The organism is Variovorax sp. Root318D1 (assembly GCF_001424835.1).
Lineage (GTDB): Bacteria > Pseudomonadota > Gammaproteobacteria > Burkholderiales > Burkholderiaceae_C > Variovorax.
Genome location: NZ_LMCQ01000021.1, coordinates 78,247 through 93,628, shown reverse-complemented (window position 1 = coordinate 93,628; position 15,382 = coordinate 78,247). Strand labels below are relative to the sequence as shown.

Sequence of the window (15,382 nt, the reverse complement as noted above, 5' to 3'; positions counted from 1 at the left end):
GGCCAGCGTCGTCACATCTCTTCGCGCTTGAGCAGATAGTCCAGCGGACCGACACGGAACCAGCGGTAGCCGTAGGGTTCCAGAAGCATGCAGTGCGTGCCCTTGGAGTTGGCGCGGCTGTGCGCATTGGAGAGCAGGTTGACCAGCTGCCCGCCGTGCCGGCCGAATGACTTGGCGTCGAGCTTGATTTCGAGCGGGTCCGCGCGGAAGTTGTGGACGAAGGCCACCGCATTGCCGCGCCATTCGTAGCGGATCACGAGCACGGACTTTTCCACGTGGGGAATCACCTTGAAGTCGCCCCATCCGATTTCCGGTACCTCCTTGCGCATGCGGATCACGCGTTCCATCCAGTTGAGCAGCGAATCGGGGTCGCGCCGTTGCGCCGCCACGTTCACGTGCTCGAAGCCGTAGGCGCCGCCCGAGATCACCGGAATCACCGGTTTCGACGAGGTGGTGAACCCGCCCTGGCGTTCGGTGGACCACTGCATCGGCGTGCGCGCGCAGGTGCGCTCAGGCAGATTGAGGTCGTCGCCCATGCCGATCTCGTCGCCATAGCGCATCACCGGCGTGCCTGGCAGCGTGAGCATCAGGCTGTAGGCAAGCTCGAGCCGCCGCCGGTTGCCGCCGAGCATCGGCGCCAGGCGCCGGCGAATACCGCGGTCGTACAGCTGCATGTCTTTCTCGGGGCCGAAGGCATCGAACACGCGCTGGCGCTGCGCCGGACGCAGCCGCCCGAGGTCGAGCTCGTCGTGGTTGCGCAGGAACATGCCCCATTGCGATGTGGCGGGCCGCTCCCTGGTCGACTCCAGCGCCTTGGCAAGTGGCCGCGTGTCGCCAGCGGCCATGGCATAGAACAGGTTCTGGTTGACCGGGAAGTTGAACATCATGTGCAGCCGCTCGCCCTCGTCGCCGAAGTAGGCCATGTTGGTCTTCGGCAGCACGTTGGCCTCGGCCAGGATGATGGCGTCGCCGCGGCGCCATTGAAGCAGCTCGCGGAACTGCCGCAGCATGTCGAACTTTTCCGTCGGATGGACGACCTTCGGGCCCTTGGCGCCGATCACGAAAGGCACCGCGTCCATGCGGAATCCCGACACGCCCATCTGCGTCCAGAAGCCCATGATCTTGAGGATCTCCGCCTGCACGGCGGGGTTGGCCGTGTTCAGGTCGGGCTGGAATTCGTAGAAGCGGTGAAAGTACCAGCGCCGTGCGACCTTGTCGAACGTCCAGGTGGATTTCTGCACGCCCGAAAAAACCACGCCGTCGGCGTAGCGGGGCGGCTTCTTGTCGGACCAGACATACCAGTCGTGGTATTTTGAATTCCGGTCCTTGCGCGCTTCCTGAAACCAGGCGTGCTGGTCCGAGGTGTGGTTGACGACGAGGTCCATCAGCACGCGCATGCCGAGCTGCTCGGCCGAATGCGTGAACTCGACGAAGTCGCCAAGCGTACCGAATCGGGGATCGACGTTGTAATAGTCCGAAACATCGTAGCCGTCGTCACGTCGTGGCGACGGATGGAACGGCATCAGCCAGAGCGTCGTCACACCCAGGCCGTGAAGGTACTCCAGCCGCCGCGTCAGGCCCTCGAAGTCGCCACAGCCATCGCCGTTGGAGTCCATGAAGGTTCCCACGGACAGGCAATACACCACGGCGTTCTTGTACCAAAGGTCGTTGATCATGCCGGGGAACCTCCTAAGAATAGGTACCTCGCAATGCAAGAACACGAAAGGAAAACTCGATGTCGGCCGATGCTTGGTGGAAGAACGGAATCGTCTATCAGATCTATCCGCGTTCGTTCCAGGACAGCGATGGAGACGGCATCGGCGACTTGCAAGGCATCCAGAGGCGGCTCGATTATCTGGTCGAGCTTGGCGTGGATGCTGTCTGGATTTCGCCGATCTACCCCTCACCAATGGCCGATTTCGGGTACGACATATCCGACTACTGCAACGTCGACCCACGCTTTGGCACGCTGGAGGACTTCGATTCGCTCGCGGCCGAGTGCAAGGCCCGAGGCCTGAAGCTGGTGCTGGACTTCGTGCCCAACCACACGTCGGACCGGCACCCCTGGTTCGTGCAGAGCCGGGCCTCCCGTAACAACACCAAGCGGGACTGGTACCTGTGGCAAGACCCCGCGCCCGGCGGCGGCCCACCCAATAATTGGCTCAGCAATTTCGGCGGACCCGCATGGACCTTCGACGAAGCCAGCGGGCAGTACTACTGCCATTCGTTCCTCAAGGAGCAGCCCGATCTCAACTGGCGCAGCCCCGAGGTTCGCAAGGCCATGTACGACGTTCTGCGCTTCTGGCTGCGCCGCGGCGTGGACGGTTTTCGCGTCGACGTGCTGTATCACCTCATCAAGGACGTCGAGTTTCGCGACAACCCGCAGAACCCCTCGTTCCAGGCGGGGCAGGATCCCTCGCACCAGTTGCTGCCGCTGTACACCACCGACCGCCCGGAGATGCAGGACATCATTGTCGAGATGCGCCGCGTGGTCGACGAGTTCAGCGACGAGGCTTCCGCGCGCGTTTTGATCGGCGAGCTCTATCTGCCGCTGGAGCGGCTCATGGCGTACTACGGACGCACCTCCGACGGGCTGCTGCAGGGCGTGCAGCTGCCGTTCAATTTTCAGCTCATCACCGCGCCGTGGCATGCGGCCGAAATCGACCGCATCGTGCGCAACTACGAAGCGGCATTGCCTCATGGCGCGGCGCCCAACTGGGTGCTCGGCAACCACGACAAGCCGCGCATCGCGAGCCGTGTCGGGCAGGAGAGGGCGCGGCTCGCGGCCATGCTGCTCCTCACGCTCCGCGGCACGCCCACGCTCTACTACGGCGATGAGATCGGTCTCACCGACGTTCCCATTCCACCCGACGAAGTGCAAGACCCGTTCGAGAAGAACGAGCCCGGCAAGGGCCTTGGGCGCGACCCGCAGCGCACCCCCATGCAGTGGAGCGGCGCGCACGCCGCCGGCTTCACGGACGGCACGCCCTGGCTGCGCCTGGGCGGCGACTGGAGCATGCGCAACGTCGAGGCGCAGCAGGGCGACCCGGCCTCCATGCTGCAGCTCTACAAGAAGCTGATCGCGCTGCGGCGCAATGAGCACGCGCTGCACGAAGGAAGCCACGAGCAACTCGAAGCCGGGGCCGATGTGCTGGCCTATGCAAGAAGCGCGGGCACGCGGCGGTTGGTGGTGCTGCTGAACTTCGCCACCAGCGAGACCCCCGTGGCCGCGGAGCTGCTGCCAGCCGACACCGTCGTGCTCGCCTCGACGCATGCGGACCGCACCGGCGCGGTGAAGGGTGAACTGGTGCTGCAGCCGCTCGAGGGGGTGATCGTCGCGCAGTAGCCAGCGAACTCTGCGCTGCGGCAGCTGCATAGCGGCAGTATCTTCTGGCCGCTTTCAGCAACGCCTACTTGCCGGACGGATAGGTTTCCGGAACCTCGGTGTCCGATGCGGCCGCATCGCGCTCCAGCGGGTCGACCGCGCGGGTGCGGTCGAAGTGCAGCAGCGCATCGAACTGCACCGGCAGGCGCGCAAAGAAATAGTGGCTCTGCCGCTCGGTCTCGGGGCGGTAGATGACGCCGATGGCGCGCTCCAGCCGCTGCTCCCGCAGCGCGAAGAAATGGCTTCCCTCGCCGCGCAGGGGCAGCATGAAGCGTTCGAGGCCGGTGTCGTGCATGAGCCCTTCATAACTGTCGGGCCGGGAGGCAAGAACCTGCTTGCGCTCGGGCGCCGAACCCCAATCGGACGCCGCCATGACGGTGCCCGTGTGGGTGGTGAAGCCCACCAGCACCGCGTCGCGGCCCTGGCGTTCGCGCACCAGCTGGCCGACGTTCAGCTCGCCGCGCTGCTCGCCCATTTCGGTCGCGCGCGCATCGCCCAAATGCGAGTTGTGGGCCCACACCACGATCTTCGGCCGTTCGCTGGAGCGCCACAGATGGCGCTCCAGTTCGCCCAGCGTCTCGACCATGTGCCGGTCACGCAGGTTCCAGGACGATACGTCGTGGAGGTACATCGAGCGGTAGTACGCCTCGGCGTTCTTCACCAGGCGCGCGTTCTGCTCGGCATTGAAGGCCTCTTCCTCGCTGGCCGCATTGCCGCTGCGCCATGCATCGCCTGAAGCACGGCGCATCTCGACCAGCGTGTCGATCACTTCCTGCCGGCATGAGTCCGACTTGCCCAGGCCCGCCATCAGGCCGTAGACCTGCCCGCCATCGCCGAAGCGGTCGAAGCAGCCGTAGCGTTCGCGCGCGCTGCGTGCGGTGTCCGGATCGGTCCGGTCGAAGTAGGCCAGCACGGCTTCGATCGAGGCGTGCAGGCTGTACAGGTCCAGCCCGTAGAAGCCGGTCTTTCCCTGCGCTGGATTTGCCTCGTTGAAGGCGCGCTGCCATTCGACGAAGCCTGCCACATCTTCGTTGCGCCACATCCAGGTGGGAAAGCGCCGGAAGCCCGCCAGCGCGTCGCGCGCGCTGGCGTCTTCGCCGTCGCCGCGCACATAGCGGTTGACGCGATAGGCGTCGGGCCAGTCGCCTTCGATGGCCACGGCGTTGAAACCCTTCTCGGCCAGCAGGCGGCGCGTGATGTCGGCTCGCGCCGCATAGAACTCGTGCGTGCCGTGCGAGGCTTCGCCGAGCAGTACGTAGTGCGCGTCGCCGATCAGGTCGAGCAGGGCGTCATGGTCGCCTGCGGAGCCGTCCATCGGGCGGGCTGCGGCGCGTAATGCGTCGGTCTCTCGTGAAATGCGTGATGGCTGCATCGTTCGTTGTCCTCAGGAGGAGCGCGGGCTGCGGCGGTTCGCGTCATCGAGCAGGCGGCACACTTCCTCGTCGCTGGTCTGCGAGAAATCCAGGTACCAGCGGCCCACGCCCAGGAAGGGATCGGGCATCTCGGCGCACACCACCTCGTCGGCTTCGCCGCGCAAAAGCTCGCAGGCTTCGGGCGCCGCCACGGGCGCGGCCACCACGACGCGGGCTGGTGACTGGCGGCGCACCGCGCGCACGGCAACGCGCATGGTCGAGCCGGTGGCAAGCCCGTCGTCCACCAGGATCACGGTGCGGCCGCGCAGGTCGGGCGCGGGCCGCCCGCCGCGGTACACGCGCTCGCGCCGTTCGAGCTCGCACGCTTCGTTGCTCGCGACTTCCTCGACGTCCCGGGTGGAGATGCCGAGCTCGCGCACCAGCATGTCGTCGATGAGCCGCTCACCGCCGCTGGCGATGGCACCCATGGCAAATTCAGGGTTCCACGGCACGCCGAGCTTGCGCACCACCAGCACGTCGAGGGGCACATGAAGCGCCTTGGCAACTTCGTAGGCGACAGGGGTGCCGCCGCGGGGCAAGGCCAGCACCGTCACGTCGCGGCGGCCGGCGAAGAGTGCCAGGCGCCTGGCGAGCGCGCGGCCCGCGTACTTGCGATCGCGGAAAGATTCGAAAGCCATTTCGATGTCCTTGCCCCCACCTTATTTTTGCGGACGCGAGGACGCTGTAGGGGGATGCGCACATCGGCGTAGGCATGCGCTGCCACGCAGAGGGCAGGGGGTGCCGTGCGGGCGCCGGATTCGTCAGGCGCGGCGCTGCCCGTGGTCGGGCCGCGCATGCTGCGCGGCCTGCCAGGCATTGACGATCAGCTCGCGCGCCTTCGGGTGTTCCGGGTCTGTCACTACCCATTCGGGATACGCATCCGGCAAGCTGGCGGCAGTGACGCGTATCGCATCGAACTCGACGGGCGAGAGCGGCGCCGTGGCGCTGGCGCGGTGCGCCAGCGTCTTGCGCAGGGCCGCCTTCCATGCGTCCGGCAGGTGTTCGACGGCGGGCAGAAGCGCCAGTGCAATGTGCGCGGCGCGCGGGCTCAGGGCTGCGGCGTCGGCGCGCAGGCGCGCCAGTCGTTCGGTCCCGCTCATCTTTCATCACCTCCCGGAGCACATGTCCATCACCCACTCAGGCCAGTCAGGCCACTCAGGACGCCTGGATCTCGATGCGCCTCGGCTGGGCGTGCTCGGCCTTCGGAATGCGCAGCTTCAGCACACCTTGCTTGAGCTCCGCCGAGATGTTGCCGGTGTCCAGCTCCTTGCTCAGCGTGAACACGCGGCGGAAGCGGCCCAGGCCCACTTCGGTGTGGCTCGACTCGAGACCCTCGGGCACCGACAGGTCGGACTCCGCCTCGATGGTCAGCGTGTCCGAAGCCACGTGCAGGCCGAGCTTGTCGCGCGAGACACCCGGCAGGTCGGCATAGAGCGTGATGCCGCCGCTGTCCTCGATCACGTCCACCGGGGGCGTGAGCGCGGCGTCGCTGTAGCGCGTGTCGTCTTCCTTGCCCTTGCGGGCGAGCTGCGCCCGTTCGGAAACGCTAGGCGATGTGTTGGTAGTCATGGTCGTCTCTCCTTTCGTCTCTTGTCTTACTGAACGGTAATGCGGCGCGGCTGCGACGAAGCGCGGCGCTGCACCGAGATGTGCAGCACGCCGTCGCGGCATTTGGCCGTCACGGCTTCGGGGTCGGCGTCCTCGGGCAGAGTCAGCACCCTGCGGAACTGCCCCTCGAAGCGTTCGTTGATGTGGACGGCCGCCTTCTCGTCCTCTTGCGGCAGCGCGTTCTCGCGCTTTCCGGCGATGGTGAGAAGGCCGCGCTCCAGGTTGACTTCAAGGCTCGACGGGTCGACACCCGGCGCAAACGCATAAATCTCCACCGTTTGCGGCGTGCCGCCGATGTTCAGGGCCGGGAAGCCATTACGGCCGAAGCCACGGATGGTCGGAGACAGATCGAAGGCCTGCTGCATCTCGCGTTGCAGGCGATCCATTTCGGCGAACATGTCGCGCGGGAACAGGGATCGGTACATAGCGAAAACCTCCATTCAAAACAAAAGTTGAACGGAGCGCCGGAGGCGTCTCCAGCGCTTCCGATATGCGAAATAGACGCTGGCTGCGCTTTTTCAAGAGGGGGTTTTTCGCGCCTTTCGCGTGGCTTGCGCCGATTGCTTGCGTGCTATGGAATGCGCCTCGCGAAGAAAAAAAACCAATCGTCCGCGCTCTTGAAAGCCCGGCCGCCAAACCTATTTCGTTCGTCATCGAAATCGTCAATCGTCATTCCAAACCTGAAGGAGATTTGCCATGTCGATGGACCTGCTCAAGCAGATTGCCGCATCCCGCCTGCCCGTGTCTTTCCGGACGCCCAAGGAAATCGACGGAGTCCGGATTCTTCGCCAGGCCGGGCTCGTGATCGCTTTCGTTCCGGCTCCGTCCGATCCAATGAAACTTTCCGGCGCCGAGCCCGCTGCACAGGTGCTGGCCATCACGGAAAAAGGCCGCGAGGAACTGGCTCGCATCCGGTATCCGGGCGAGGCAGAGCAAGCCATGCCCCGCCACGTGGGCCTGAAGAACTGGCTCATCGGTGGGCGTGGCAGACATGGATTGCAGCAAGTCTTACGCGCACGCGGCCACGATTCCCGGCCCTCTCAAGGCCTGTAGGGCGCATCCTTCTCGCATATGCGCGGAAGTCCATCCCGCCGGTTGCGTGGAGCCGCGCTGAATTCGAACTGCAATGAACGAGCTCGAAAGATCAGGAGACAGCCATGGACTTCGAAGGGATCTACTGCTTTGACACGGCGACCGTCCGATTCGCGATCTATCCCGACGGCCATGATGGCGCGCGCATCATCGCGCAGATCTCGGAGGAGACCCTGCACGATGTGTTCGGCACCAGGAACCTGGGCGACCGCCTGCTGGACACCTGCAGGACGAACTGCGAAGCCATCAGTGCCGCCGCGCTCCGGCGCTACCGTGAGAACCCGCGTGCGCCCATCGACCTGACCGTGGGCGACTTCTCTACCATGTCCGCGACGTCGCACGACGCGGCCCAAACCGATTCGCGGATTGCCGCGTAAGTAAAAAAGCCACATCGCGCCCGGGTTTGCCAAACCCTGTCGCGTGATGGGCAACTCTCCGACACGGCAAGGCGGCATCAGCCTTAACCGCCGGGCTCGATTTTTTTGCAAATTGGGCGGTCAGGTCTTGTGAAAGCCGCAAGCGTGCTCCTTTTGGGCACCCGGTTCGCTGGCCTTCTGCACGCAAGGAACACCGGTGCCAGTGAACCCGACGCCAAGAAAGCCAGAAGCACAAGACGCCTACCTGTTCCGGGAAGGAACCCATTCCCGCTTGTACGACCTCCTGGGTTGCCACCCGGATAAAGACGGCGGCGCGCATTTCGCCGTCTGGGCACCCAACGCCGAGTCGGTGTCGGTGGTCGGCGACTGGAACTACTGGTCGGGCGAAGCCGATCCGCTTTCGCCGTCCCCGGACGGCACGGGCATCTGGCAAGGCCATGTTCCCCACGCGGCGCTGGGCCAGGCCTACAAATACCGTGTCCGTTCCCGCTTTGGCGGCTTCGTCGTCGACAAGGCCGACCCCGTGGCGTTCTGCAGCGAGCCGCCGCCCGCCACGGCCTCGCGCATCTGCGAACTTTCCTACGAATGGCAGGACCACGAATGGATGGCCATCCGTGGTGCGCGCAACGCACTGGACGCGCCCATGTCCGTCTACGAGGTGCACCTGGGCTCGTGGCGCCGGCGCGATGGCCAGTTCATGGGCTACCGGGAGATCGCCCACGAACTTGCGGCGTATGTGAACAAGATGGGCTTCACGCACGTCGAGCTCATGCCGGTGACCGAGCATCCGTTCTACGGCTCCTGGGGCTACCAGACCACCGGCTACTTTGCGCCGACCGCGCGCTTCGGCTCGCCGCAGGACTTCATGTACCTGGTCGACCATCTGCACCAGAACGAGATCGGCGTGCTGCTCGACTGGGTGCCCTCCCACTTTCCGACCGACGAGCACGGCCTCGCTTACTTCGATGGCACGCACCTCTACGAGCATGCCGATCCGCGCCAGGGCTTTCATCCGGAGTGGAACTCGAGCATCTTCAACTACGGGCGCTCGGAAGTGCGCAGCTTCCTCGTGTCGTCGGGCCTCTTCTGGCTGGACCGCTACCACCTCGACGGGCTGCGCGTGGATGCGGTCGCCTCGATGCTGTACCTGGACTATGCGCGCAACCACGGCGAATGGATTCCCAACCGCCATGGCGGCCGCGAGAACCTGGAGGCGATCGATTTCCTGCAGACGCTGAACCGCGCCGTGTACCGCGAGCATCCCGACACGATCACCGTGGCCGAGGAGTCGACCGCCTGGCCGCGCGTCTCGCGCCCCACCGACATGGACGGCCTGGGCTTCGGCGAGAAATGGAACATGGGCTGGATGCACGACGTGCTCGCCTACATGAAGGAAGAGCCCATCCATCGCAAGTACCACCACCACAAGATGACGTTCTCGCTGGTCTATGCGTTCCACGAGAACTTCGTGCTGCCGCTGTCGCACGACGAGGTGGTCCACGGCAAGGGCTCGCTGCTGGGCAAGATGCCCGGCGACCCGTGGCAGCAATTCGCGAATCTGCGCGCGCTGTTCGGCTTCATGTGGGCGCACCCCGGCAAGAAGCTGCTCTTCATGGGCGGCGAGTTCGGGCAGCGGCGCGAATGGACGCACGACGGCGAACTTGAGTGGTGGGTGTGCGACCTGGAAGGGCACTCGGGCCTGCAGCGGCTGGTAGCGCAGCTCAACCGCGTGTACCGCGGCGCGCCCGCGCTTCACCAGCAGGACTTCACCGCGTCGGGTTTCGAGTGGGTCACAGCGGACGATACCGAACACAGCGTGTTCGCCTTCTTGCGCAAGGCGCGCGACGGCCATCCGCCGCTGCTGGTGGTCAGCAACATGACGCCGGTGCCGCGCACCAACTATCTCCTGGGGGTTCCGCAGGGCGGCTTCTGGCACGAACTCATTAACACCGACGCGGTGGAATTCGGCGGCTCGGGCTGGGGCAACCTGGGTGGCGTGGAATCGGCGCCCGTGCGTTCGCATGGCCGCATGCAGTCGGTGTCCATGACCCTGCCGCCGCTTTCCACGCTGATCCTCGAACACCGGCCATCATGAAAAAACTGTTCGCTACCCCGCAGTCACCCGCAACTTCAAGAATGCCCGAGGTGCGCGACGGCGAACGGCGCGCGGTCATCGACGCCATCTTGCCGTCGGTGGACAACGGCCGCTTTCCGGTCAAGTGCGTGGTGGGAGAAATGGTGCGCGTGAAGGCGCATTGCTTCACCGATGGCCACGACGTGCTGCGCGTGCAGCTGTGCTGGCGGCCGCACGACAAGGCCGAGTTCCGCGAAGTGCCGATGAAGCTGCTGGTCAACGACGTATGGGAGGCTTCCTTCTCGCCGCCGGCCCTCGGGCGCTACTACTACACCGCGGTGGCGTGGGTCGATCCCTTCGAATCGTGGCGCAGCGAAATGACGCGCCGAGTCGAGGCCGACGACGTGCGCATCGCGTCGCAGGTGGGCGCACTGGAAGTGGCCGCGGCCGCCGAGCGCGCAGAGGGCGCCGACAGGCAGACGCTCGCCCGATGGGCGACCGAGCTCGATGCCGTGGCGGCCCATCCGTCGTCCGAGGTGTCAACCCTCAAGGCGCTGGCGCTCGACGAAGAACTGGCCATGCTTGCGCGCCGCCATCCCGACCGCCGCCACCAGGTGCGCTTTCCGGTCGAGCTGCCGCTGGAGGCCGAGCGCGAGCGCGCGCGTTTCAGCACCTGGTACGAACTGTTCCCGCGCTCGGCCAGCCCGACGCCCGGCGTGCACGGCACCTTCAAGGACGTGGAAGCGCGCCTGCCGGCCATCGCGGCCATGGGCTTCGACGTGCTCTACTTTCCGCCGATTCACCCCGTCGGCCGCATGCAGCGCAAGGGGCCCAACAACGCACTGGCCAGCGGACCCGACGACGTGGGCAGCCCCTGGGCCATCGGCGCGGCGGAGGGTGGGCACAAGTCGATTCTTCCGGCCCTCGGCACGGCCGAAGACTTTCGCCATCTTTATGCGGAGGCCGCGAAGCACGGCCTCGAGATTGCGCTGGACATCGCGTTCCAGTGCGCGCCCGACCATCCCTATGTGAAGGCGCACCCCGACTGGTTTCGCTGGCGGCCCGACGGCAGCGTGCAGTACGCCGAGAACCCGCCCAAGAAGTACCAGGACATCTATCCCTTCAACTTCGAGAGCGAGGATTGGCGCGGCCTCTGGGCCGAGCTGCGCAGCGTCATCGAGCACTGGATCGGCGAGGGCGTGCGCATCTTCAGGGTCGACAACCCGCACACCAAGGCCTTTCCGTTCTGGGAATGGGCCATCGGCGAAATCCGGCGCGAGCACCCGGAGGCGATCTTTCTTGCCGAGGCTTTCACCCGGCCAAAGGTGATGCACCGGCTGGCCAAGCTCGGCTTCTCACAGTCGTATACCTACTTCACCTGGCGCAACACCAAGCAGGAGCTCATCGAATATTTCACCGAGCTTTCGACGCCGCCCGGTGTCGACTACTTCAGGCCCAACGTGTGGCCGAACACGCCCGACATCCTGCACGAGCAGCTGCAGGGCGGGGAGGCTTCGGTGTTCATGGCGCGGCTGGTGCTTGCCGCCACGCTGTCCGCCAACTACGGCATCTACGGGCCGGCGTATGAGTTGCGCGAGCACCTGCCGCGTTCGACCGGCAGCGAGGAATATCTCGACTCCGAAAAATACCAGCTGCGCCACTGGAACCACGACGACCCGTCCAGCCTTGCGCCGTTCATCGCTCGCGTGAACCGCATCCGCCGCGAGAACCCGGCGCTGCAATGGGACCGGAGCCTGCGCTTCCTCCCCATCGACAACGACCAGTTGCTGGCCTACGCCAAGACTTCGGAGGGCGGCGACAACGTGATCGTCACGGTGGTCAACCTCGACCCGTACAACGTGCAGTCGGGTTGGATGGAGCTCGATCCCGCGAGCGTGGGCGTGGACCCCTTGCGCGGGTTCCAGATGCACGACCTCTTGAGCGGACAGCGGTTCAACTGGCAGGGTGGGCGGCACTACATCCGGCTCGACCCGCACAGCGTGCCCGCGCACATCTTCGTCGTGAGGCGGCGCCATAGCGACGAGCGCGACTTCGACTACTTCCTGTGAGGCCGCGCCCATGAACGCTCCCGTGTCCCATATTGCGCTTGAAACGGTTGAGATCGACATCAGCGACGATCCGCTTTGGTACCGCGATGCGGTGATCTACCAGCTCAACGTCAAGGCGTTCTTCGATTCGAACAACGACGGCGTGGGCGACTTCAAGGGCGTGACGGCCAAGCTCGATTACGTGAAGGAGCTGGGCGTCAACACCATCTGGCTGATGCCGTTCTACCCCTCGCCGCTGCGCGACGACGGCTACGACATCGCGGCCTATGAAGACGTGAACCCGCAGTACGGCACGCTCGACGATTTTCGCGAGATGCTCGACGCAGCCCACGAGCGCGGGCTGCGCGTGATCACCGAGCTGGTCATCAACCACACCTCGAGCGACCACCCATGGTTCCAGGCCGCGCGCCGTGCGCCCGCCGGCTCACCCGAGCGCGACTTCTACGTGTGGAGCGACACCGATCAGATCTACCAGGGCACGCGCATCATCTTCACCGACACGGAGACGTCGAACTGGGCCTGGGACCCGGTGGCCAAGGCCTACTACTGGCACCGCTTCTTCAGCCACCAGCCGGACCTGAACTTCGACAACCCCGCTGTGCTGGAAGCCATCTTCAAGGTGATGCGCTTCTGGCTCGACATGGGGGTGGACGGCTTCCGCCTGGACGCAATTCCCTACCTGGTGGAACGCGACGGCACCAGCAACGAGAACCTGCCCGAGACCCACGCGGTGATCAAGAAAGTGCGCGCCGCCATCGACGCGCAATACAAGAACCGGTTCCTCCTGGCCGAAGCCAACATGTGGCCGGAAGACGTGCGCGAATATTTCGGCGATGGCGACGAGTGCCACATGGCGTACCACTTTCCGCTGATGCCGCGCATGTACATGGCCATTGCGCAGGAAGACCGGCACCCCATCGTGGAGATCATGCAGCAGACGCCGGACATTCCCGAAGGCTGCCAGTGGGCCATTTTCCTGCGCAACCACGACGAGCTCACGCTCGAGATGGTGACCAGCAAGGAGCGCGACTACATGTACACCATGTATGCCGCCGACATGCGCGCACGCATCAACCTGGGCATCCGCCGGCGCCTGGCGCCGCTGATGGAAAACGACCTCGACCGCGTGAAGCTGATGAACGGCATGCTGCTGTCGATGCCTGGCTCGCCCATCATCTACTACGGCGACGAGATCGGCATGGGCGACAACGTGTTCGTGGGCGACCGCAACGGCGTGCGCACGCCCATGCAGTGGAGCCCCGACCGCAACGCCGGCTTCTCGCGCGCGGACCCGCAGCGCCTGTACCTGCAGCCCATCATGGACCCGATGTTCGGCTACGAGGCGCTGAACGTGGAGGCGCAGGCGCGCGACAGCAGCTCGCTGCTCAACTGGACCAAGCGCATGCTGGCCGTGCGCAAGACCAGCCACGCCTTCGGACGCGGCAAGCGGCGCTTCCTGAAGCCAGGCAACCGCAAGATCCTGGCCTACCTGAGCGAGTACGGCGACGACATCATCCTGACGGTGTTCAACCTCTCGCGCGCCGCGCAGCCGGTGGAGCTCGACCTCTCGGCCTTCAAGGGCCGCGTGCCCATCGAGATGCTGGGCCGCGCGCCGTTTCCGCCCATCGGCGAACTGCCGTACCTGCTCACGCTGGCCTCGTACGGCTTCTACTGGTTCCGGCTCACGTCCGACGCCGAGATGCCCAGCTGGCACCAGGAGGGCGTGGCGCTCCAGGAGTGGCCCACGCTGGTGCTGTTCGACGGCTGGACCAGCTTCTTTCGCGACCGCGTGATGCCATGGCGCATCGGCATGTCGGAGCGCATGCGCAACCAGTTCGAGCTGGAGACGCTGCCGCGCCACATCGAGATCCAGCGCTGGTATGCATCGAAGGGCACCACCATCGAACGCGCGCGGCTGGCCGACCACGTGATCTGGGAGGTGGGCCCGCTGAGCTGGATGCTGCCCCTGCTCGAACTCGATGGCCCGCCCGGCGGCGCCACCTATTTCATGCCGTTGGCGCTGGCCTGGGAAGAGCGCGACGAAGAGCGCATGGCCGGTGTCGCGCAGGCGGCGCTCGCCAAGGTGCGGCAGCAGGCGCAGGTCGGCCTGATGGGCGATGCGTTCTACGACGAGGCCTTTTGCCGTGCGCTGCTGCAGGCCATCCGCACCGGCATGGAACTGGAAACCGCGAACGGGCGGATGCGGTTCCGCGCGACGGCCGCCTTTGCCGCGATCGACATCGCCAGCCTGCCGGTCGGGCGGCCGAGCGGCGTGAGCAGCAACACCGTGGTCACGCTGGACGAGACCCTGTTCCTCAAGGGCTACCGGCACCTGCGCGAAGGCCTCAACCCCGAGCTCGAAATGGGCCGCTTCCTCACCGAGGTGGCAAGGTACCCGCACTGCGTGCCGGTGCTGGGCGCGCTCGAATACACCGGCAACGACGGTCGCACCATGACGCTGGCGATGGTGCAGTCGTATGTGTCCAACCAGGGCGACGGCTGGGACCACACGCTGGGCTATCTGGAGCGCTTCCTGCGCGATTTCGCCACCACCAGCGATGCGCTTCCGGACCCCATCGCGGTGCACGGCGGCTTTCTGGCACTCATGGCCACCCTGGGTCGGCGCACGGCCGAGTTGCACCAGGCGCTTTCGATACGCACCGGCGCGGCGGCGTTCGACCCCGAGCCACTGCTGGCCGAGGACATCGCGCGCTATACGGCGCAGGCCCGCGCCGACGCCTCCGCCACGTTGGCGCTGCTGCGCGAAAGGCTCGGCCAGCTGCCCGCGGCCGCGCAGCCCGACGCGCAGGCACTGCTCGACATGGAAGACGCGCTGCTGTCGACGGTCGATGCGCGCAAGCCGAAGGCGCAGGGCGGCATCAAGAGCCGCTACCACGGCGATTTCCACCTGGGCCAGGTGCTGCTGCGGGACAACGATTTCGTCATCATCGATTTCGAGGGCGAGCCAGCCCGCGGCTTCGACGAGCGCCGGGCCAAGGGATCGCCGCTGCGCGACGTGGCCGGCATGCTGCGCTCGTTCAACTATGCGCGCTGGTCGGCCCTTCGGCGCGTGGCGCAAAGCGCGGAAGAGGCCGCCTACCTGGCGCCGCCGGCTGCCGGCTGGGAGCAGGCCGCTCGCCAGGCCTTCATGGACGGCTACACCGGAGCGTTTGGCCGGGAGGGCGGCGTGGCGCGCATCGACACCGAACTGCTCGCGCTGTTCGAACTCGAGAAGGCGCTGTACGAGCTTCGCTACGAACTCAACAACCGCGCCGACTGGGCACAGGTGCCGCTGAACGGCGTGCTCGCGATCTTGCAGGCGGAACGGCCCGGTTGATGCTTGCACCGCATTCACCTCTTTTGTT

General features: G+C 65.7%; 12 protein-coding genes. 6 read left to right on the top strand and 6 right to left on the bottom strand.

The annotated features are described in order from the left end of the window. Positions 1-11 precede the first annotated feature (11 nt). Entirely contained in the window at positions 12-1,676 is a 1,665-nt protein-coding gene (locus ASC78_RS18915; RefSeq protein WP_055804590.1) for an alpha-amylase family protein, read from the bottom strand. Positions 1,677-1,735: 59 nt separating this feature from the next. Here ASC78_RS18915 and ASC78_RS18910 point away from each other — a divergent pair, with 59 nt between their 5' ends. Next, entirely contained in the window at positions 1,736-3,346 is a 1,611-nt protein-coding gene (locus tag ASC78_RS18910; protein WP_055804588.1) for an alpha-amylase family glycosyl hydrolase, read from the top strand. A gap of 64 nt (positions 3,347-3,410) precedes the next feature. On the opposite strand, the gene ASC78_RS18905 is transcribed toward ASC78_RS18910, so the two are convergent. From ASC78_RS18905 to ASC78_RS18885, 5 genes are all read right to left on the bottom strand, one after another. Further along, complete coding sequence (locus ASC78_RS18905) at positions 3,411-4,757, bottom strand: erythromycin esterase family protein (RefSeq protein ID WP_055804585.1); 1,347 nt, start codon at positions 4,755-4,757, stop codon at positions 3,411-3,413. A 12-nt stretch (positions 4,758-4,769) separates the two neighbouring features. Continuing rightward, positions 4,770-5,435: a phosphoribosyltransferase gene (locus tag ASC78_RS18900; RefSeq protein WP_055804582.1), complete on the bottom strand. Its 666-nt coding sequence runs from the start codon at positions 5,433-5,435 to the stop codon at positions 4,770-4,772. A 123-nt stretch (positions 5,436-5,558) separates the two neighbouring features. Further along, on the bottom strand, positions 5,559-5,897 hold the full coding sequence (locus tag ASC78_RS18895; protein WP_055804580.1) for a hypothetical protein: 339 nt from the start codon (positions 5,895-5,897) through the stop codon (positions 5,559-5,561). Between the two features lie 55 nt (positions 5,898-5,952). Further along, on the bottom strand, positions 5,953-6,366 hold the full coding sequence (locus ASC78_RS18890; protein WP_055804576.1) for an Hsp20/alpha crystallin family protein: 414 nt from the start codon (positions 6,364-6,366) through the stop codon (positions 5,953-5,955). Positions 6,367-6,392: 26 nt separating this feature from the next. Further along, positions 6,393-6,830, bottom strand: coding sequence for an Hsp20/alpha crystallin family protein (locus tag ASC78_RS18885; RefSeq protein ID WP_055804573.1), 438 nt, complete (start codon positions 6,828-6,830; stop codon positions 6,393-6,395). A 271-nt stretch (positions 6,831-7,101) separates the two neighbouring features. Between ASC78_RS18885 and ASC78_RS18880 the strand changes: the two genes are divergently transcribed. The 5 genes from ASC78_RS18880 to treS all read left to right on the top strand — a co-directional run bounded on the left by ASC78_RS18880 (position 7,102) and on the right by treS (position 15,354). Further along, positions 7,102-7,458 (top strand): hypothetical protein, encoded by a 357-nt coding sequence (locus tag ASC78_RS18880; RefSeq protein ID WP_055804571.1) that lies wholly within the window; start codon positions 7,102-7,104, stop codon positions 7,456-7,458. A 104-nt stretch (positions 7,459-7,562) separates the two neighbouring features. Continuing rightward, positions 7,563-7,874 (top strand): hypothetical protein, encoded by a 312-nt coding sequence (locus ASC78_RS18875; RefSeq protein ID WP_055804567.1) that lies wholly within the window; start codon positions 7,563-7,565, stop codon positions 7,872-7,874. Between the two features lie 202 nt (positions 7,875-8,076). After that, the gene (gene glgB, locus ASC78_RS18870; protein WP_443082737.1) at positions 8,077-9,969 is read left to right on the top strand and encodes a 1,4-alpha-glucan branching protein GlgB; all 1,893 of its coding nucleotides are present in this window, start codon (positions 8,077-8,079) and stop codon (positions 9,967-9,969) included. After that, entirely contained in the window at positions 9,966-12,017 is a 2,052-nt protein-coding gene (locus ASC78_RS18865) for an alpha-1,4-glucan--maltose-1-phosphate maltosyltransferase (RefSeq protein WP_055804561.1), read from the top strand. Before glgB ends, ASC78_RS18865 begins: the two co-directional genes overlap by 4 nt. Positions 12,018-12,027: 10 nt before the next feature. Next, a complete protein-coding gene (gene treS / locus ASC78_RS18860; protein ID WP_055804558.1) occupies positions 12,028-15,354 on the top strand; it encodes a maltose alpha-D-glucosyltransferase in 3,327 nt (1,108 codons plus the stop codon). Positions 15,355-15,382 lie beyond the last annotated feature (28 nt).

Coding starts and splice junctions, on each gene's coding strand:
- ASC78_RS18915 (WP_055804590.1), bottom strand. CDS start 1,676: ATGATCAACGACCTTTGGTACAAGAACGCCGTGGTGTATTGCCTGTCC.
- ASC78_RS18910 (WP_055804588.1), top strand. CDS start 1,736: ATGTCGGCCGATGCTTGGTGGAAGAACGGAATCGTCTATCAGATCTAT.
- ASC78_RS18905 (WP_055804585.1), bottom strand. CDS start 4,757: ATGCAGCCATCACGCATTTCACGAGAGACCGACGCATTACGCGCCGCA.
- ASC78_RS18900 (WP_055804582.1), bottom strand. CDS start 5,435: ATGGCTTTCGAATCTTTCCGCGATCGCAAGTACGCGGGCCGCGCGCTC.
- ASC78_RS18895 (WP_055804580.1), bottom strand. CDS start 5,897: ATGAGCGGGACCGAACGACTGGCGCGCCTGCGCGCCGACGCCGCAGCC.
- ASC78_RS18890 (WP_055804576.1), bottom strand. CDS start 6,366: ATGACTACCAACACATCGCCTAGCGTTTCCGAACGGGCGCAGCTCGCC.
- ASC78_RS18885 (WP_055804573.1), bottom strand. CDS start 6,830: ATGTACCGATCCCTGTTCCCGCGCGACATGTTCGCCGAAATGGATCGC.
- ASC78_RS18880 (WP_055804571.1), top strand. CDS start 7,102: ATGTCGATGGACCTGCTCAAGCAGATTGCCGCATCCCGCCTGCCCGTG.
- ASC78_RS18875 (WP_055804567.1), top strand. CDS start 7,563: ATGGACTTCGAAGGGATCTACTGCTTTGACACGGCGACCGTCCGATTC.
- ASC78_RS18865 (WP_055804561.1), top strand. CDS start 9,966: ATGAAAAAACTGTTCGCTACCCCGCAGTCACCCGCAACTTCAAGAATG.
- treS (WP_055804558.1), top strand. CDS start 12,028: ATGAACGCTCCCGTGTCCCATATTGCGCTTGAAACGGTTGAGATCGAC.